Consider the following 20,783-nt stretch of genomic DNA (forward strand, 5'->3'; position numbering starts at 1 on the left):
GCGCTGACATTGCGGAACCATATGATAAGATGAAGTCAAATATTACTCGAGGGTAGGATGAGGATCATGAACCATTTTGCTATGTATGGAAAGTTGACGGCACGTCCAGGGCAAAGGGACGCTCTTGCAGACATCTTGCTAGAAGCGGCCGATCTGTTGAAGTCGAATAATGACTGCAACTGCGTGCTCTAGGGGGGAAATGCCTGTAGGGTCATGATGCAATTGCTGTGGTAGCAGCAGGATAGTCCTAATGAAACGCTTTTGTAACATATGAAAGGTTTGCAGATAAAATTGGCCCTGGTATAATAAGGGTAATTCACAAAGGAGAGATTTTTTTGTCTGGAGCTGTTCTTTACTAATCCAATTCCATAAAAGAGGTTTTCATGCACCTACTATTCGTCTGCCCAATTTTTGCATTACGGGTGGGATTTGAAAGCTTCGGAATTAGTTAAGAACAACGGATATTACCAGATCCTTAGGGACACCTGTTATAATGAGTCCAATCCGTGCTGGTTCAGCGCGGATTTTTTTGTGGCTCAAATAGCAGGTGATATGAGGGTAGGAATGACGTATGTTCATTCCTGCCCTTTTCTAATTTTTAGCAAAGGGGGATAGAAGGGAATTACTCCAATTTGGTCAAATACAAGCAGATTTCTTGAAGATTCAATCTAAGTAAATAGAAAGGTGGACAATACATGAAACTTCAAACGAATCGGCTCATATTAAAAACACTTGATCTTAATTTAATCGAAGCAGCAGCCCAACGTGATATAGGTGCTATTGAAGCTTTGGGTTATAAAACCAGTGATGAATGGCCGGGTCCTGATTTCTTTGAAGCTTTACCTTATTTTCGAGAACTTTTGATAAAAAATAATGGCACTAGAGGTTTTGACTCTTGGATCATTGTGGAGAAGGATACCCAAGAAATTGTTGGAGGGATTGGTTTTTTAGGAGATCCTGATCAGAACGGTATGATTGAGATCGGTTTTGCAACAAATGAAAGCCATCGCCGCAAAGGCTATTGCTATGAAGCTAGTCAAAAATTAATAGAGTGGTCCTTAAATCATGAAGAAGTCCAAATCATAACGGCAAGATGCGTACCTGACAATATCAGCTCTAAGAATTTGTTATTGAAGTTAGGATTCGAAATTGATCACAAAGATGAAGAATTGCTTTATTGGAAATATGAAATGAAGAGAGTAGGAGGGGGTCAGCAGAAATGATCCGTCGAGATCTAGATGACGTAGATTTCATAAGAGCAAATTTAATGGGGCCTAGTTCGATTATCATGCTCGAGGAGCTATCGAAAAATTTGCCTTTGCAGAAAGGAATGCGAGTGCTAGATTTGGGCTGTGGGACAGGACTTACTTCTATCTATTTGGCGCAAAAGTTTGGCATAACCATGTTTGCTGTCGATTTATGGATTAGTGGAACTGAAAACTATAGAAGATTCAGAGAGTTTGGTTTGGAAAGCCAAATTATCCCCATCCATGCAGATGCCTGCCACTTGCCTTTTGCGGAACAATACTTTGATGCAGTTATAAGCGTAGATGCGTATCAATATTTTGGAGCAAATGAGCAGTACTTAGATGACCATCTTACGCCGCTAGTTAAAGAAGGAGGTAAATTGGCTATAGCGATGCCAGGGGTAAAGATGGAGTTTGATGGGGTTATACCCGTGGAACTGCAGCCGTTCTTGTCACTTAGTGAGGTTGATAATCAGTGGCATACATGCGATTGGAGGCGGAAATTATGGCAACAGTCGCCAAATGTTTACGTTGAATCGGTAAGAGAAATGAGATGCTTCTCGAAAGCTTGGTATGAATGGCTTCAGTGCAACAACGATTATGCACGTGCTAATAATGCATTGCTGAATGCAGATGACGGGAAGTATATGAACCTAATCTCGCTGATTGCTACTAAGAAATAGCGATATCCGGGGACAAAAGTTCCCAGTCCTATGGGGTGGAATTCGCTAAACTAACTAAAAACGATAGTTCAACGCTATCAAAAACAGCCGAGCGCTCGGCTGTTTTTTAACTAACGGGCAGATTACATGAAGTGGTTAATCGATGCCAGGGTCGGACTTACAGGCTTAAGTCGGAAGAGTAATACGGGAGAAGTTGACCCATGCAGGCCTTCACAAGCTTTCTCAATTCCCGACGGGTCTACCCGAATATGGAGAGGCTTTAGAACTTGTATCCATGGCATTTTTCAAACACGGATTGTCGATATTCCAAAATACTGTTTAACAGTACTTTTTTTCTCTCTCATATCATCATTTTCTTTTGAAATGCCGATATAAAATTGAGTCTAGAGAACTATTTTATACATAAATTTTACCTAAAGGAAGTGGAAAGAGATGTTGAAAAAGAAATGGCTTATCACCCCGTTGGTTGCGACGACACTGTTTTTCGGTCAATCTGCATTCGCGGCAAACACGTTTTCTGATGTGGAAGGAACAAAATATGAATGGGCTGCCGAATCGATTCGTTCCATGGTCGACAAGGGTGTTGTCAAGGGTTATGCAGATGGGACCTTCAAGCCAAGCAAAACCATAACGAAAGCGGAATTTGTACATATGTTTCACAAGCTTTTTCCAGAAATCGATCATTCTTCCGGCGAATCTTCCGACTTTGTGGATGCGCGTAAACACTGGGCGAATAAAGATTTTGCAGCAATATTCAACGGGGACTATGTTTGGCCGTATGCTGAAAGTGTTGGGGGGAAATATCCAAACTATCAATTCTATGTCAAGCCTGACAAACCATTGACCCGCTGGGATGTGATGATGATTGCCTCTCTTCGGACGGATTATACCAATCAGACGCTTCATCCTGAGATAGAGGAAGTGATTTCCGCAGCTGCGCAGTACAAGGATATGAAAGTTCGTCAGGCCAATTACAATGACAATTTCTCGGCCTACTATCCGGTGCTGTACATCGACAAGACTGGAGAAGAGTACTCCTATGATGGCGATTCCCAGGATCAAAAGGCAGAAGCATTCTACACCCTAACCAAGATGGGGGTCCTTACCGCTAATGAAGGATACCTTCTCCCAAAAGCGCTAGTCACACGGGCTGAAGCTGTTACCATTTTACAGCGTTTGTACGAAGCCACAACGAAGTGATTTTTATAAATCAATGATGATCTGACAAAAGCAAAAAAAGATCCAACAAACGGCTTCATTTACACCTCAAAGGGTGGTGCTGTTAGGTTTTGATGAGCCGAATTCAGAAAATAAACAAATCCAAAAGTATGTTGATGAATATGTGGAAAAATTGAGATTTCAAACCGCTGATCTGAACAAATCAAATCAGCGGTTTTTTTTGTTTAACGATAGAAGCCAGTCAATAGTTTAGAATATGAAAATTTCATGTAAATTCATTAAAAAGCTGAAAACAATTCCTTTTTTTAAACAAAAGAGGGCATACTTTTTGTTTATAAAATATATGTAGTATATATCACTGTACTTTAATTCATTTTAATGTTTATAATAAATTAATAGCCTTAATCTATGTCTTACACTCATCTATGATGCTGAAGTTTCTAAGTATTGAGTCTGAACTTCCAGCACACTCCATTTTTTTACACTTCCAAGTCTACTTACACACTTTTATTTCTGACTACATCATGAAACTCAAAAACGTTTCACTTTAACATGTCGATTACTGTTTGTGGCAAGATATTTTGTTGTTTTTGCTGTGTCTATCTTAAATACATAGTAATGTGAACATCTGAATCCCCAAAAACATTTTTGTTTTACCGCTTTTTATGGAGAGGAAAGGGGTTTGACATGAGTAGCATGACTTTGCTTTTTTCAGGACAAGGGTCTCAGTATGTCGGGATGGGTTCGGCATGGTATGGCGGTTTTTCAGAGGCAGATCACATTTTTGAAGAGGCTGCTGATATTTTGGGGTATGATTTGAAAACTTTATGTATGAAAGGACCCATCTCCCAATTATCGAGAACATCCTACACCCAGTCTGCACTTCTCACAATTAGTGTAATCGCATTCAGACGTTACATGCACGATGTTGGGATTATTCCTAAATTTTCTGCAGGGCATAGTTTGGGTGAGTATTCTGCATTGGTAAGTAGCGGAGTCTTATCGTTTGGCGATGCTTTGCGGGTGGTACAAGAACGGGGACGCTTTATGGAAGAAGCCTCAGAGGCCGGCCTGGGTTGCATGATTGCTGTTCGGGGGGCTGATTTAAATCTGCTGGAAGAGCTGTGCGATCACTATTCCGTAACCAGTCAGCCTATTACCATCGCTTGTTATAACTCCTCCTATCAATACGTCGTTTCTGGTCATCATGCCTCTGTTGCTGCGGTGGCGGGACAATTAGAGCAACGTGGGTTCCAAATTACCCGTTTGCAGGTAAGCGGCCCTTTTCACAGCCCGCTTATGCAGCATGCTGCTGACCGATTAGCATTGGAACTGCAAAAATATACGTTTCATGAACCGCTGTGGCCTGTCATTTCTAATGTTACAGCACTGCCATATACGGATGCCAACAGCATTCGTCAAGGTTTGCATTTACAAATGATCCATCCAGTGCGGTGGATACAAACGATGCAGTATATGGAGAAACATGGGGTGAAGCAGGGAATTGAATTAGGACCGCGAACGGTGCTGAAAAACTTGGCGAAGGAAACAAACATCGCTTTTGAGGTGCTTTCCTTGGACAGAGACTTGGATCGGATTGAACTGGAACGTCGTTTTTCGATCCGTGATTGGTTGGTCAAACCGCTGGCGGTGGCGGTGTCTACACCCAATGCCAATTGGAATGAGGATGAGTATCATAAGGGGGTTATTTTACCTATTCGCAGGTTGGAAGATTTACTCAAAAGCATAGAATCGGGCAGATCTTCTTCTGCTTATGAACTAAGACGCGAAGCGCTGGAGTGTATTTGCCTGATATTGCAAACCAAACAAGTATCTGCAGGAGAGCAGGAGGAAGTTTTAGACCTTTTGAGGAGGGATCAGGATGGAGCAGTTTCAAACTTTAATTGAAATCATTCAGGACCGAGCCAGTAGAGCTGAAAATGGGATTATTTTCATTTCGGGTGATACACAGGAGGAGTATGTAAGCTACAGTCAACTTCTGGAGCAAGCACTGCAGGTACTTCATCAATTGCAGGAAAAAGGAGTACAGCCTGGCAATAAGCTAATTATGCAAATTGAAGACAATCATACCTTTGTGAATGTGTTTTGGGGCTGTCTGCTCGGCGGAATCGTTCCCGTACCTGTAAGTATCGGGAATAATGATGAACATAAAATGAAGCTGTTTAAAATCTGGAGTACCCTTACTTGCCCTTACATGATTGCGGATCATAAAGTATTAGAGCAGTTAGAAAAGTATTCTCATCAGCATGAGATGCTGGATTTCTTTGATTCTGTGAAAGAAGCGACCTTTTCTAGCCATGATTTTGATTATTCCGATCAGAACAAAGGGACCATTCATCAATCCAGACCGGAGGATTTGGCGTTTATTCAATTTTCCTCTGGTTCAACAGGTGATCCCAAGGGAGTCATGCTGACGCATGAGAATCTCGTACACAATATTCGGGATATCGCCAGTCAAACGGGAATGACTTCAAGTGATGCGTATCTGGGCTGGATGCCACTCACACATGATTTGGGATTGATCGCTTTTCATTTAACCTGTATCATCGCCCATGCCAAGCAGTTCATTATGCCAACAGCTCTTTTTATAAGACGTCCTTCATTATGGCTAAAAAAGGTGTCGGAGCATAAGGTGACTCAAATCTGTTCTCCTAACTTCGGGTATAAATTTTTCCTTGATCAGTATAAATCCAAAACAGCGGATAACTGGGATTTGTCAAGTGTTCGCATGATTTTAAATGGGGCTGAGCCCATATCGGTGGAGCTTTGCCATGTATTTATGGAAGCCATGAGTGTACATGGATTAAAAAAAAATATCATGTATCCTGTATACGGCTTGGCAGAGGCAAGCGTAGGTGTCTCCACTCCACCTTTGGATAAAGATAATTTTGTTACTATTCATTTAAATCGGCAGCAGCTACATGTAGGTGAGCCTATAGAAGAAGTAGATTCATCCGATAAGCGTTGTCTTACGTTTGCGGATTTGGGCTACCCCATGGCCAGCACCTCTGTTCGCATTTGTGATGAGCAAAATCAGGTACTAAAGGACGATGTAATCGGATACACCCAAATTTGCGGCAAAAATGTGACTGCCGGGTACTATAACAATCCTGAGGCTACCGCAAAGGTCAAGACAGAGGATGGCTGGCTCATTACCGGAGATTTGGGTTTTATGAGAAACGGACGACTGGTGATTACAGGCAGAGCCAAGGATATCATTTTCGTGAACGGCCAGAACATTTATCCGCATGATATCGAAAGGATTGCAGAGGAACTGGACGGGGTGGATCTGGGGAAAGTGGCTGTCTGCGGTGTACATGATGCACAAACTAGACAGGATCGTATTGTTGTTTTTGTGATGCACACAAAAAAAATAGAGTTATTTTTGCCAACAGTCCAAAGGCTGAAAAGCCATTTGAATTATCGGGGAGGATGGCATATTCAGGACGTAGTTCCAATCCGCCGTATTCCCAAAACAACTAGTGGAAAGGTTCAACGCTACAAGCTGGCTCAGAGCTACGAGCACGGAGAATTTGATGTAGTATTGGCAACCCTGGCGGAGGCCACTCGAATCACACAGGAAGCGAACGATGCCCCTGTACATCAAGGTGAGATCGAGCAAAAACTGATTGGGATTTGCCAAGCTATTTTAAATGTACAGTCAATTGGGACGGAAGACAGCTACTTTGATATCGGTGTAACTTCCTTACAACTCGTTCAGATCGTGGACCAATTAGAGGAACAGCTCGGGATTCATATTGAGGTAACGGACTTTTTCTCTTATCCGACTATCGCCAAGCTAGCTGGTTATATATCCAGCCAGGATTTAGGTCATAAGGTGATTACAGCACCGCAATTGGAATCCAAAGAGGAGGTAGAGGACCTGGATATTGCTATCATTGGCATGTCCGGTAAGTTTCCTCATGCGGATACACTGGAGCAGTTTTGGGCGAATGTAGCTTCCGGTACAGATCATATCAGTCCATACAGCGACGAAAGAAAAAAGGATGCCGAAGCTTTTATTTCCCGTCTGAATATGGAAGGCCGAAACATGCAAATCGCCGAAGGTGGCTATCTGGACGAAGTGGACAAATTTGACTACACCTTCTTCAAGCTGACTCCACGGGAAGCTTCTCTGATGGACCCGAATCAACGTTTATTTCTGCAAACTGCTTGGAGCACGATTGAGGATGCAGGCTATGGAGGAAAACAGCTGTCGGGGAAAAAGGTAGGGGTGTATGTTGGATTCTCCAAAACCAGCTTTGAATATGAACGATTGTTGTCCGAAGTGGAGCCAGGAGCGCTTCCAAACTTTGGCATAGGCAATCTTCCGTCCGTTATCTCCAGTCGGATTGCGTATTTGCTTGATTTAAAAGGACCAGCACTGACCATTGATACGGCATGCTCCTCGTCACTCGTAGCGGTACATCTGGCGTGTAAGTCGATTTTGAATGGAGACTGTGAGATGGCTTTGGCCGGTGGAGTAAAGACCATTTTGCTGCCGTTGAAAGCTGGCATTGGCATGGAATCCTCCGATGACCGGGCACGAGCATTCGACGATCAGTCGGACGGCACAGGCTGGGGCGAAGGCGTTGGAGCCGTTCTCTTAAAGCCGCTCCGCCAAGCGGAAAAAGACGGAGATCACATTCTGGGTGTGATCAAAGGAAGCGCGATTAATCAGGACGGCAGTACGATTGGAATTTCCGCGCCCAATGCGCTGGCTCAATCAGAAGTCATTTCGCAGGCGTGGCGTGATGCACGGATCGATCCCGAGACGGTAAGCTATATTGAAGCCCATGGTACTGGCACCAAGCTGGGCGACCCCGTTGAAATTAAGGGCATTACCCAGGCATTCCGCAGATTTACACAGCGCAAGCAGTTTGTGGCGATAAGCACGGTTAAAACGAATATTGGGCATTTATACGAAGCTGCTGGGATTGCGGGATTGATCAAATGTGTGCTGTCGATGAAGCATCAACAGATTGCACCGCTCGTTCATTTTCGCACACCCAACCGGAACATCCATTTTGAAGAATCTCCGGTGTATGCCAACACTAGACTCAGGGAATGGAAGACAGACGGATTTCCGAGAAGATGCGGGGTGAGTTCCTTTGGCTTCAGCGGGACAAACTGCCACGTGGTGCTGGAAGAATATATAGCGAAAAAGAGTGCGGACCAAGAAACCACCGACCGAAAAAATGGATCATCGCCATTGCTGCTGACACTGTCGGCGCGAACTGAAGAAGCTTTAAGTGAGTTGATTGCACGGTACGTGGATCGCTTTGAACGTGAGGAAGAATTGCCGATGGAGGATGTCTGCTATACGGCTAACACGGGCAGAAGCCACTTGACATACCGAGTGGCTGTGATAGCCGAAGGAGCGGAGGCCCTGAGAGCGAAATTACTTCAGCTTTATGAGCAGGGCAAGGCCATTGAAGGTGTATACATTGGAAAAGTAGATAGTAGTAGTGGTACAGAAACAGCCGTCGGAAGCTCGGACACTTTGCAAGCACTGGAGCAAGTAGCAGTGAAGTACGTACAGGGGGCACAGATAGACTGGAACACGATATACGCAGGTCACCCGTACAAAAGGGTTTCTCTACCTACGTATCCGTTTGAAAGGAAAAGGTGCTGGATTCATGTTCCAGAACAGGTTCGAGCAGAGCAGAACGCGCCCGTTTATAAAAAACCAATAGTAAGGGAGTCTGAAAATATGGGGAATGAGTATTCGACTTCAGCGTCGTTTACTGAGCAGCATAAATCTTCCATTCAACAAAAGCTAGCGAAAATGATCGGTAATGTGTCACAACTTAGTCTTGAGGAACTGGAACCGCAAACACATTTTCTAGAACTAGGGCTGGACTCCATTAATTTGTCCCAGGTCCGCCACAGCATCAAGGATACATTCGACCTGGATGTCCCAATGAATGAATTTTTTGAATCGCTGACCACGCTCGAACTATTGACTAGCTACGTCGCAGATCAGGTAAGTATTTCCTATTCAGACGAGGCAGCAGTTGGTGCTGTGGAAAGCCAACCGAAAATACCCCTTCATCGGGTAGATGCTGCTACAGTATCAACCTGGACAGGGCAGGATTCCAGCGCAATTGGTACATCGTCTCATGGAATAGTTACGTCCGGGCAAGAGCCATTTCAAAGCACAACAGTAATAGCGACTTCTGGGAGTGTCGAGCAGATTTTGCAGCAGCAGCTGCACGTGATGTCACAGCAGCTTGATGTGCTCCGAACTCAACCGACTCCTCCGACATCCGTTTCCCAATCATTTCAACCGGAAAGGAATTTGCCGTCAGCAAATAGAGAAAGCGCAGAAATCATTGAAACCAAACAGGAAATCGCAACTGCATTAGCTACTGTTCCACCGGTACTAGCTGTTCCGAAGAATGCAGGCCAGGAATCAAAACCGTTTACACCTTATAAAAAGCTGGAGGTCAAAGCCCATGAATTGCTTTCACACCGACAAGAACAACATCTGCAAGAGCTGATTGAGCGCTATACTGCTCGGACGCGAAGCACCAAGCAGTACACTCAGCAGTATCGGTCTGTCTACGCGAATAACCGTAATGTAGCCGGATTCCGGCCTATTTTGAAGGAAATGGTCTATCAAATTGTTTCTCAACGTGCAGATGGGTCCAAAATTTGGGATTTGGATGGGAATGAATATGTGGATTTGACCATGGGCTTTGGTGTTAATCTGTTTGGACACAATCCAGCCTTTATTCGTGAAAAAATTGAGGCAGAGCTAAATAACGGCATGTGTGTCGGACCCATGTCCAACATGGCAGGACAAGTCGCCGAGAAGATTTGCAAGCTGACCGGTGTAGAACGGATTGCTTTGTACAATTCCGGCACCGAGGCGGTTATGGTTGCCCTCCGTTTGGCACGTGCTGCCACCGGGCGAGCCAAAGTAGTCATTTTTGCTGGCTCCTATCATGGTACGTATGATGGTGTGCTTGCGTTGGGTAGTGCAGGCAATAATAAGGAGCATTCCACACCTCTGGCGCCTGGCATCTTGCAGCATATGGTGGACGATATCGTTGTACTCAACTATGGAACGGACGAATCGCTGGATTATATACGTACACATGGGCAGGAGCTGGCTGCTGTGCTAGTGGAGCCGGTGCAAAGCCGTCGTCCCGATTTTCAGCCAAAGGCCTTTTTGCAGGAGGTTCGTCAAATCACGGAGCAATCCGGTACAGCCTTTATTTTTGATGAAGTGATTACAGGCTTCCGGATTCAACCGGGAGGCGCTCAAGCGTGGTTTGGGGTACAAGCTGACCTTGTGACCTACGGTAAAGTTATTGGCGGCGGGATGCCGATCGGCATCGTAGCAGGGAAAGCCGCCTTTATGGATGGGATTGACGGAGGCACCTGGAGCTTCGGAGATAATTCCTATCCTCAGAATGAGCATCGGCGAACCTTTGTAGCCGGTACATTCTGTCATCATCCGCTGGCGATGGCGGCATCCCTAGCAGTGTTGGATTATTTGGAAAACCACGGCGAACAGCTGCAAAATCAGTTGAACAGCCGTACTTCGACGTTGGCAGCAGAGTTAAATAGTTACTTTACCAACGAGCAGATACCCATGAAGATTGTTCACTTTGGTTCACTATTTCGCTTCGTACTCAAGGGTGATCTGGAACTTTTCTTCTATCACATGCTGGAAAAGGGTATTTACATCTGGGAAGGGCGGAACTGCTTCTTGTCGACCGCTCATACGGAGGAAGATATTGCGCGGATCATACAAGCTGTCAAGGACAGTGTAGATGAGCTGCGTAAAGGGGGATTCTTGCCTGATCTGACCCCGAACGGGAAAGGCCCAGGTCCAGGTAAGCAAAGTGTGTCTATAGCCGACCCTTCAAAAGTATCGACAGTGGACGTGGATGAAATGGTCATCCCACTAACCCCCGATCAAAGGCAGTTCTGGTTCGCTTAATGTCAAGAAACGAAGTGACTTCCATCTTGATACGCGAACGTATATTAATGTGAGACGTTAAGTGAATTGTCCAATCCCGTATTGATGTTGCCGAAAAATTGAGAAAGTGCCCTTTGGCGTCTTTACGCTCCAAATTGGATAAAATGTCAGGTTCTATTCTTAGGACTTGGCATTTTTAGTAGTGTGGGCATCGTTATGAAAAAGCCAGTCGGAGAGGAAGAAAATCGAAATTGGGCCGTGAGGCTGCGCTGAATCGACAGGAGTCAACAAAGGTCATATTTTGCAAGTGGTTGTAATCGCTCGCAAAGGGCAGAGCAACCATATTCAAGCTTACTAGCGCAGACATAACTTTATTCGTCATCATGAATTCTTACAATGCGTATAGCTTTATCGAATTAAATTGTCATAAATTAGATGATGAATTCTAACATTTACTTTTAAATTGAGTCTTTAATTTAAGTTTTGATTATCATAACTTTTAAACTTTATGAGGACGCATGTCAGCGAGTAAAAGAAAAGATTTGAGTTTTTAAGAATCAATACTGGAAAAAAACTATATCCTGCATAATAAGTTGAATAAAAGAATTTAGCCATTAATGGTTTAATAAAACAAATTAGATCCTCGTTTTACCAGATGGATAATTATATTTTATTAGTATAAGGATGGTTCCTTATACAGTGGACCGTTCATATTTACCTTCCTATGAGAACTTTATCTTGTACCCCTAGCTAGGTTATATCGTGCTTTTTAGGCTAGCGTCACAGTTGGAAAGGATAAAATTAATTCCTTGAATAACCCATAGTAAAGGAGTCTGAAAAGATGGTGAATGAGTATTTTTCGACGGAATCTGCTTCCAATCCGCAAAAATCTACGATTACTAATAAACTGTCAAAAATAATCGAAAGTGTATCCCAACTCAGTCCAGACGAATTAGAGCCGCAAAAACATTTTTTAGAACTGGGTTTAGACTCTATTCTTCTGTCTCAGGTTAGACACAGCATTAAAAGTACGTTTGGCTTGGATATCCCGATGAACGAGTTTTTTGAATCACTGACTACGCTGGAGTTGCTGACAAACTATATTGCTGATAGGGTAGCCTCGACCTCTGAAGAATTGTTCCAGAATTCGGAGGAGCATCAGCTGGCTGCGTCGTCTAGTATAGCTTCTTCGGTACCTTCCGTTTTGTCGGGTTGGAGTCAAAAATCTACTATCCCTATAGAAGGCCCCGCACCACAAGAAAGCAAGCTATCAAATAAGGATGTATTTGCGGGGAGAGAACGAGTTTTAGAAATGCAACTTCAACTCATGTCGCAGCAGATGGAAATACTGTGTCAATCTCGGCCTGGACCAGTGGCAATGCCTGAATCGCTTTCACTACAAACTGCTGTCGAGCCTCAGACATCCGCGATGAAGGAGGTAGCTGCCACAGTTACTTCTGTTTCCCCCGTACAGGCTTCTGTGTCAGCTGTTTTGCCAGACAGAAAAAAATCGAAAGCATTTGTTCCTTTTCAAAAAATAAATGTACAAGCCCATAATTCACTTTCACTTAGGCAGGAAAAGCATCTGCAAAAGCTGATTGAACATTACACGATGCGTACACGAAAGACCAAAGAGTATACTCAGCAATACAGGTCTGTATATGCCAATAACCGGAATGTGGCCGGATTTAGGCTTGCTCACAAGGAAATGGTGTATCAGATTATATCCCAGCGTGCAGAGGGTTCTAAAATTTGGGATTTGGATGGTAATGAATATATTGATTTGACGATGGGGTTTGGGGTCAATTTGTTTGGTCACAACCCATCCTTTATCCGTGAATCGATAGAGAAGGAAATACATAACGGGATGTGCCTTGGACCGATGTCTAATATGGCCGGGCAGATTGCCGAAAAAATTTGCAAAATGACAGGCATGGAACGAATTGCGCTATATAACTCGGGGACAGAGGCGATTATGGTCGCTCTTCGGTTAGCACGGGCTGCCACCGGGCGCGATAAAGTGGTGATTTTTTCTGGTTCCTATCACGGTACCTTTGATGGAATATTGGCATTGGGGGGGACAACGGATGACAGGGAACAACATTCCACTCCCCTGGCACCTGGTGTACTACAGCACATGGTGGACGATGTCGTTGTGCTCAGCTATGGAACGGACGAGTCACTCCATTATATCCGCTCCCATGCCCATGAACTGGCTGCTGTTCTCATAGAGCCAGTGCAGAGTCGTCGTCCTGATTTCCAGCCCGCAGCTTTTCTGAAGGAAGTACGCCAGATTACGGAGCAATCCGGGACCGCGTTCATTTTTGATGAGGTAATTACGGGCTTCCGTATTCAGCCAGGGGGTGCGCAGGCGTGGTACGGCATTGAAGCCGACCTTGTAACTTACGGTAAAATCATTGGCGGCGGTCTTCCCATCGGTATCGTGGCAGGGAAAGCATCGTTCATGGATGGAATTGATGGAGGGATGTGGAGCTTCGGAGATGACTCTTATCCACCGCATGAGCAACAGCGGACGTTTGTAGCGGGAACTTTTTGCCATCATCCCCTGGCTATGGCAGCTTCCCTAGCCGTACTAGAGCAGTTGGAGAAGGACAGGGGGCAATTGCATAACGAGCTAAATAGTCGTACGAAGGCGTTCGTAGCAGAACTGAATCACTATTTTACGGAGGAACAGATACCTATAAAGGTCGTTTATTTCGGTTCCTTGTTCCGCTTCGTCCTTAAAGGTGATTTGGAACTATTCTTCTATCACATGCTGGATAAAGGAATTTATATATGGGAAGGCCGGAACTGTTTTTTGTCAACGGCTCATACTTTGGAAGATATAGAGCGGATTGTACAGGCAATTAAAGAGAGCGTTAATGAGCTGCGCAAAGGAGGATTTCTGCCGGATCTGCACCCTCATGAAAACGATCTAAATAAGGCTTTTTTTCCTGAAACTGCAACTGCAGACCTTAAGGAATCGACGATTAAGCTGACTCCGGATCAGAAGCAATTATGGCTCGCCTCAGTCTCGGATTCAAAGGAATCGCAGTCGCTTCATGAGACTGTTTTACTGCGTTTCGAGGGTCCGCTACATGTTAAGGAATTTAATGAGGCTGTCCATCGCATCGTTAAACGCCACGAAGCCTTACGCACCTTTATGGGGGAGGACGGAGAAACGCAGATCATCGCCCCGGCAATGGCTGTCAGCATTCCGCTACATGATATCAGCAGTATTTCTGTAGAGGAACAGAAACATGATATCCGTGTTTGGATGGATAAGGACAGGGAGACCGTATTCCCAATAAGTGCGGGGGAACCTTTATTCCGTATCCAGCTTTTAAAAACGTCGAATGAGAAGCACATCGCTGCATTTACATTTCATCATCTGATTGCAGATGGCTGGTCCATCGGTGTGTTTTTCCATGAATTGGAACGATTTTATTCCGCTTGTGTACAGGGGGAACACTGCACGCTTCCCGATCCTGTTCCGTTCCGAGATTTCGCAGCATGGCAGCAAAACCAGTTAGAGGCAGGTGGAGCGGCTGCCCTTGCTTTTTGGTCAGATGTACTTGCGAAACCATTGCCCGCCCTTGACTTGCCGTCTCTCCAACGCAACATCAGCTCTCCTTCTTCGCGCGGAGCACGGCACACCATTGTGGTGGATGCACCTCTGGTGAAGCAACTGAAATCAGTCAGTATTCGGCTTGGCAACAGCTTGTTTGTGACTTTATTGTCTGTTTTTCAGCTTTTCTTGCACAGACTGACAGGCCAAAATCAAATAATGGTAGGTATTCCAACCGCAGGGCAATCTCATATGGGTGTGTCCCCGCTAATTGGCAACTGCGTTAACTTGCTCCCAGTGATTTGTGAGGTAGACTCTGGAGCAACGTTCACGGAATTCACACAGACGGTCAAGCGAGTAATGCATACGCTGGATGCTTATCAGAAATACAGCTTTGCCGGACTTGCCCAGTTAGGATTAAGCCATCTGCCCGTTCTGAAGGTGTTATTCAATATGGACCGCCCCATTCCGGAGTTTGACTATTACGGACTGGAAACAGAATTGCTGGAGCACGAACTATTGTTTTCTCAATATGAGTTGTTTTTGAATGTTACGGAATCTGGTCAGCATTTGCGGCTTGATTTTGACTATGCTGCGAGTCTTTTTCAACAAGACACTATGGAAGTATGGGCGCAATACTTTTTACATCTGCTGAGCTCAGTTGTGCAGGAAGACGGAATGCGTATATCTGCGCTGTCTTTGCTTCGAAGTACGGAAAGGGAGCGGCTTTTGGAAGTGTGGGCGACATACGCGGATTCTAAAGGGAATTATCCTTGTGTCCTGGACAAATATAAACATCCGTCTCCTACTGGTACCATCGGACAAGTATATTTGGCCACATCCGCTGGTTTACTGGGAACGACGCTGGAATGGGCTTATATCGAGGTTGGAGGGAGAATGCGACATATCGGTGCAGCCAACCGAGATGTTCTTATTCGCGGTCATCAAGTGAATCTTGAGCAGATAGAGAACCATCTTTTGCGAGCACTGGATTTGGATGCCTGTGTTTTGACGGCACGGAAAGACGGCGAGAGCAGTAACTCTTCGTATCTAGTGGCTTATATAGTGGACAATAATTCTAATTCGTGGGATATAGCGAAGCTGAAAGAGAGTGTTAGCTCAATACTTCCTGATTATGGGCAACCTCGCTTTTGGGTTCTGATGGATAGCATCCCTCTTTTGGCTGATGGGAAGCCGGATTTTCAATTATTGCCGAAACCAGAAGATATCAGGATAGAAGACTCGCAGAAGCAGGTTTCTGACAGTAATATGACTGAGGACAAACTGATATCCATATGTAAGGAAGTTTTGAATGTATCTGATATCGGATACAACGATAATTTTTTTCAAATGGGTGGAGACTCCTTAAAAGCGACTGTTCTTCTAAGCAGAATTAACAAGGAATTCGAAGTATATATTCCGCTGGTACAAATTTTACATTTGCAAACGATTGCACAACTGGCGGCACATGTAAAAGGAGGACAAAAGCGAAAGTTTGAGCCGCTTGTTCCGGCAGATTTACAGCCCTTTTATCCGGTATCTCCCGCTCAAAAAAGAATGTATGTGCTGGATCAACTGGGTGGAGGTGCAGCGTATCATGTATCGGGTCAGCTGCATATAGAGGGAGAGTTACACGTTTCCAGGTTCATTGATGCAGTGAAGGAGGTTTTTTCACGGCATGAATCCTTTCGGACGTATTTTGAGATAGTAGACGGGGAAACCGTGCAGAAGGTACAGGATGTGCTTTCACTGGACATTCCTGTTACTCCAATTTCCGAAGAGGATGCTAATCACGCCCGTGAACTGTTTATTCAGCCATTTGACCTGAGTAAGGCTCCTTTAATTCGTGCTGAGCTATTCGCAATCCATCGTGACCAGTTTATGTTGCTGATCGATATGCACCATATCATTTCAGACGGCTTCTCGATGGCAGTATTAATGGATGAAATCAGCACGCGGTATCAGGGTATGCCACTTGCCCCCATTGACGTTCACTACAAAGACTATGTCGTTTGGCAAAAACAACATTATGCCGGAGACAGCCAAGCAAAGGATGAAGCATTTTGGTTAGACACGTTGGACGGCGAGCTCCCTGTATTAGACCTGCCAACTGACTTTGCTCGTCCGTCAAGTCAGAGCTTCGCAGGGGGCAGCCTTACCTTCATTGTGCAATCCAAGCTGACGGATAGACTTAATCAATTGGCAAGAGATACGGGAACAACGCTCTTTATGGTGCTTTTGGCAGCTTATAATGTGCTGTTAAGCAAATACTCCGGGCAAGAGGACTTCCTCGTAGGTACACCGGCAGCGGGTAGAGGGCATGCGGATACGGAAGCGATGATCGGCATATTTGTGAATACTTTAGTTCTCCGTAATCGACCGCTGGCATCCCAGCCATTCAGTGCTTTTCTGGAAGACGTAAAACATAACACTCTGCTTGCGTTGGAGCACCAGGAATATCCATTTGACCAACTGGTCGACAAACTGGATCGAGTACGCGATGTAAGCCGCAATCCCATCTTTGATACGATGTTCAGTCTGCAAAATAAGGGAATAGAGGTCATTGAACTCGGCGGACTTCGTTTGCAGCCGAATGAGTTTAATGCAGGTGTATCGAAGTTCGATCTTTCATTACATGTAACGGAAACTCAAGACCAGTTAACTTTCACCTGGGAGTATGCGACCAGCCTGTTTAAGTTGGAGACGATTGAGCGATTTGCCCTCCATTATATAAAAGTGTTGGAAATCGTAACTCAAGATGTCGAAATTCGCTTGGCTGACATGGATATGCTGACAGAAGAAGATAAGCACTTACTACTATATGAGTTCAACAACACCTCTGCCTATTTTCCGCGGGATGCAACGATTCACGGAAGGTTTGAGCAGCAGGTTAGCAGGACTCCAGATGACATGGCAATCATATTTGAAGATAAGTGTATGACTTACCAGGAGTTGAATGAGCTGGCGAATCGTTTAGCGCGAACGCTGCGGGCAGAAGGTGTGGGACCGGATCAGCCGGTGGGGATTATCGCTCAGCGTTCACCTGAGATGATGATTGGCATCTATGCAATTCTAAAAGCAGGTGGAGCTTATGTACCCATTGATCCGGGATACCCACAGGAAAGAATTCAATATATGCTTGAAGATTCGAGAACACAACTGGTGCTGACACAACCACAGTTTGCAGAACAGCTGAAGCAATATGCGGACTGCAAGGTAATGGTGTTGGATTATGCTTCCACGATCATGGCTTTGCAAGCGTCCAGGTCGACGGAGCCTACGACAGACTGCATGAGTAGCTGGCATGAAGATGCCTCCAACCTTGAGCCTCTAGCAGAACCAAACCATGCGGCCTATATCATCTATACATCCGGTTCCACAGGGAAACCGAAAGGGGTTATTGTTGAACACCGCTCAGTCGTGAATCGGCTCTGCTGGATGCACAATAGATATGGTCTGAGCGCAGAAGATACGATTTTGCAAAAAACTGCCTTTACTTTTGACGTATCCGTTTGGGAGTTGTTCTGGTGGTCGATGGTGGGCTCTAAAGTAAGCTTGCTGCCAATCGGTGGAGAAAAGTCTCCCGAACAGATACTGAACACGATTAATGAAGACAAGGTGAGCACCCTTCATTTTGTACCCGCGATGCTGCATATTTTTCTGGAATACTTGGAGCAGCAACCAAGGGAAATGGTGCAAGCAAAATTGAAAACGTTAAAACATGTATTTGCCAGTGGTGAAGCATTGCCTCCTCAGCATGTGGCGCGTTTCTATCGAATTATGTCAGGGTTTGGAAGCGCAAAACTAATTAACTTGTATGGTCCAACAGAAGCTACTGTAGACGTTTCATTCTTTGAATGCGAGCCTGTGGAAGAGCACTCGGTGATCCCGATCGGTAAACCGATTGATAATATTCATTTGTATGTTGTACAGGAAGGTACGGAGCGATTGCAGCCGATTGGAGTGGTGGGAGAACTTTGTATCAGTGGTATAGGAGTAGCCCGTGGCTATCTTAATCGACCGGAACTGACAAAGGAGAAGTTCGATGCCAATCCGTTTAACAGCGGAGCGGAGGACTATGAGCGGATTTACCGCACAGGAGATTTGGCGCGTTGGATGCCTGACGGCAACATTGAGTATCTGGGTCGGATCGATCAACAGGTAAAAGTGAGAGGATATCGTATTGAACTGGGCGAGATTGAAGCGCAGTTGCTGTCTGTAGACGGAATCCAATCAGCAGTAGTCGTAGCGCGGGAGAACAAAGACGGCTACAAGGATTTGTGTGCATACTTTGTGGCTTCTGAGCCATTAAGTCCGCTGGACGTGCAGAATGCGCTCAAGCAGAAGCTGCCGTTTTATATGATTCCAGCATATGTGGTGCCTATGCAGCAGCTTCCTCTTACGGCTAATGGAAAAACTGACCGAAAAGCTTTGCCTGAGCCGGACCGCCATGATTCTCTACAAACGGATTATGTTGCTCCGAGAACTGATGTCGAAAGGGCGCTGGTCGTGGTATGGCAAGACGTTTTGGGATGTGACCCTATAGGCGTTCGAGATCATTTTTTTCTGCTTGGCGGCGATTCTATTAAGGCCGTTCAGGTTGCCTCACGTCTGCGTCAGCATGGTTATTCCCTTGACATTTCTCTTTTGATGGAGCACCCGTTCATTGAGGATCTCAGCAAGCTTGTGACAACTTTGTTCCGCTACACAGACCAGAATTCGATAGATGGAGAGATTCCATTAACATCGATTCAGCGGCAGTTGAATGAACTGGGCACATTTTACACCTTGCGGACGGCAACATCCATGCTATTTGCAGGCAACCCGGACTTCGATGAGGATCTGTTACGGTCTGTGCTGCAAACATTAACTACTCATCACGAGGGATTACGGCTTGGTCTGGCGTCGATCGACGAACCGTCTACCCTTGTATACCGAGATGAAAATGAAGAATGGTTCACACTTGATGTGTTCTCTCTTGTAGATGATGACCATGAAGCTAGCAAGCAATTACAGAGCGAATGCTTCCAGATTCAAAATAGTTATGGAATGTTTGAGGGACCCAGAGTACGCGCAGGCTTATTCCGGATGTCGGGTTCCGACCAGTTCTTCCTTTCTGTAGATCCGCTAGTGGCTGATCCCATATCTTGGCGTATCCTGCTTGAGGATTTCACAACTGCCTATGAACAAGCTCTCAACGGGGAACCGATAGTGCTTCCTGACAAAACAGATTCTTACCGCTCCTGGATGCGGTGGCTAGAAGACTATGCAGACAGCAAAAAGCTGGCCAAAGAGAAACTCTACTGGCTGGATAAGGTTAATTTCGATGGAGAATTTATACCGAAGGACCATGAGACACCTGCACATTCCGAAACACTTCGTCCAGTAGACAATTGCATCATACAGCTTTCGGACGAGAAAACAAGCCAGCTGTTGACACGGGCTAACCAAACCTATAATACGGTGACCGCTGAGTTACTACTTGCTGCATTGGGACTGACTATAGCGCAATGGTCCGGACAGTCTAAGATTGCCATTGGATTTGAACATTATGATCGGGAGCAACAAACTGTGACTTCGGACAAACCAGACCTTTCAAGAACCGTAGGACAATTCGGTTCCATATATCCGCTTGTTTTGGACATGGAGCCTGGGGAAGACAGTTCTCTTTTGCTCAGAAACGTGAAGGAGACGGTCCGGCAAGTACCCAACCAGGGTTTAGGATATGGATTACTAAAATATGGTTCTGCAACCTACGGCAGATCGGAATTTAATGCTAAGTATTACCCGGAAATTGGCTTCCGCTTGATTCATTCTGAATCGGTCAGTTCCTCTCACTTTCATACATCGCCTATGGATGTTGAATTATGGTCCGACCAGAATTGTAGCGTTTCAGGTTTAGCCTATCCCCTCTATCTGGATGGGTGGATAAAAGACGGTAAGCTTTCCATCTGCATGCTTTATAACCGTCACGCGTATGAAGCAGATACTATCCGAATGCTTCTGTTGCGTTTTGAACATCATTTGTCGGGCATTATTCAGCATTGTCTGGACCAATCCGGACGGCAACTAACACCATCGGATGTGGGAGCACGTGGTTTGGATCTAGATGAGTTTGAAGACATGAAGCAGTTTTATGAGAATCTATAACG

The 20,783-nt window shown here is 45.1% G+C and carries 7 protein-coding genes; all 7 read left to right on the forward strand.

The features are described 5' to 3' along the window. The first annotated feature begins 66 nt into the window (after window positions 1-66). The 7 genes from KAI36_RS27240 (at window position 67) to KAI36_RS12445 (ending at window position 20,781) form a co-directional block, all read left to right on the forward strand. The gene (locus tag KAI36_RS27240; RefSeq protein ID WP_258297945.1) at window positions 67-192 is read left to right on the forward strand and encodes a hypothetical protein; all 126 of its coding nucleotides are present in this window, start codon (window positions 67-69) and stop codon (window positions 190-192) included. A 503-nt stretch (window positions 193-695) separates the two neighbouring features. Continuing rightward, window positions 696-1,223: a GNAT family N-acetyltransferase gene (locus tag KAI36_RS12420; RefSeq protein WP_220027896.1), complete on the forward strand. Its 528-nt coding sequence runs from the start codon at window positions 696-698 to the stop codon at window positions 1,221-1,223. Then, window positions 1,220-1,930, forward strand: a complete 711-nt coding sequence (locus tag KAI36_RS12425; RefSeq protein WP_258382290.1) for an SAM-dependent methyltransferase — start codon at window positions 1,220-1,222, stop codon at window positions 1,928-1,930. The genes KAI36_RS12420 and KAI36_RS12425 overlap by 4 nt, the downstream gene beginning before the upstream one ends. A gap of 432 nt (window positions 1,931-2,362) precedes the next feature. After that, window positions 2,363-3,130 carry an S-layer homology domain-containing protein gene (locus KAI36_RS12430; protein WP_220027897.1) on the forward strand — a complete coding sequence of 256 codons (768 nt, stop codon included), beginning with the start codon at window positions 2,363-2,365 and terminating at the stop codon, window positions 3,128-3,130. 666 nt (window positions 3,131-3,796) lie between these two features. Continuing rightward, window positions 3,797-5,017, forward strand: coding sequence for an ACP S-malonyltransferase (fabD, locus tag KAI36_RS12435; RefSeq protein WP_220027898.1), 1,221 nt, complete (start codon window positions 3,797-3,799; stop codon window positions 5,015-5,017). Next, complete coding sequence (locus tag KAI36_RS12440; RefSeq protein ID WP_258382291.1) at window positions 4,992-11,084, forward strand: aminotransferase class III-fold pyridoxal phosphate-dependent enzyme; 6,093 nt, start codon at window positions 4,992-4,994, stop codon at window positions 11,082-11,084. The genes fabD and KAI36_RS12440 overlap by 26 nt, the downstream gene beginning before the upstream one ends. Before the next feature lie 823 nt (window positions 11,085-11,907). Then, window positions 11,908-20,781, forward strand: coding sequence for an amino acid adenylation domain-containing protein (locus KAI36_RS12445; RefSeq protein ID WP_481856521.1), 8,874 nt, complete (start codon window positions 11,908-11,910; stop codon window positions 20,779-20,781). Window positions 20,782-20,783: the final 2 nt, after the last annotated feature.

The organism is Paenibacillus sp. S02 (genome assembly GCF_019454065.1).
Classification (GTDB): Bacteria; Bacillota; Bacilli; order Paenibacillales; family Paenibacillaceae; genus Paenibacillus; species Paenibacillus polymyxa_B.

Bases quoted from the DNA above. Each gene is read 5' to 3' on its own strand.
- KAI36_RS27240 (WP_258297945.1), top strand. From the start codon at position 67: ATGAACCATTTTGCTATGTATGGAAAGTTGACGGCACGTCCAGGGCAA.
- KAI36_RS12420 (WP_220027896.1), top strand. From the start codon at position 696: ATGAAACTTCAAACGAATCGGCTCATATTAAAAACACTTGATCTTAAT.
- KAI36_RS12425 (WP_258382290.1), top strand. From the start codon at position 1,220: ATGATCCGTCGAGATCTAGATGACGTAGATTTCATAAGAGCAAATTTA.
- KAI36_RS12430 (WP_220027897.1), top strand. From the start codon at position 2,363: ATGTTGAAAAAGAAATGGCTTATCACCCCGTTGGTTGCGACGACACTG.
- fabD (WP_220027898.1), top strand. From the start codon at position 3,797: ATGAGTAGCATGACTTTGCTTTTTTCAGGACAAGGGTCTCAGTATGTC.
- KAI36_RS12440 (WP_258382291.1), top strand. From the start codon at position 4,992: ATGGAGCAGTTTCAAACTTTAATTGAAATCATTCAGGACCGAGCCAGT.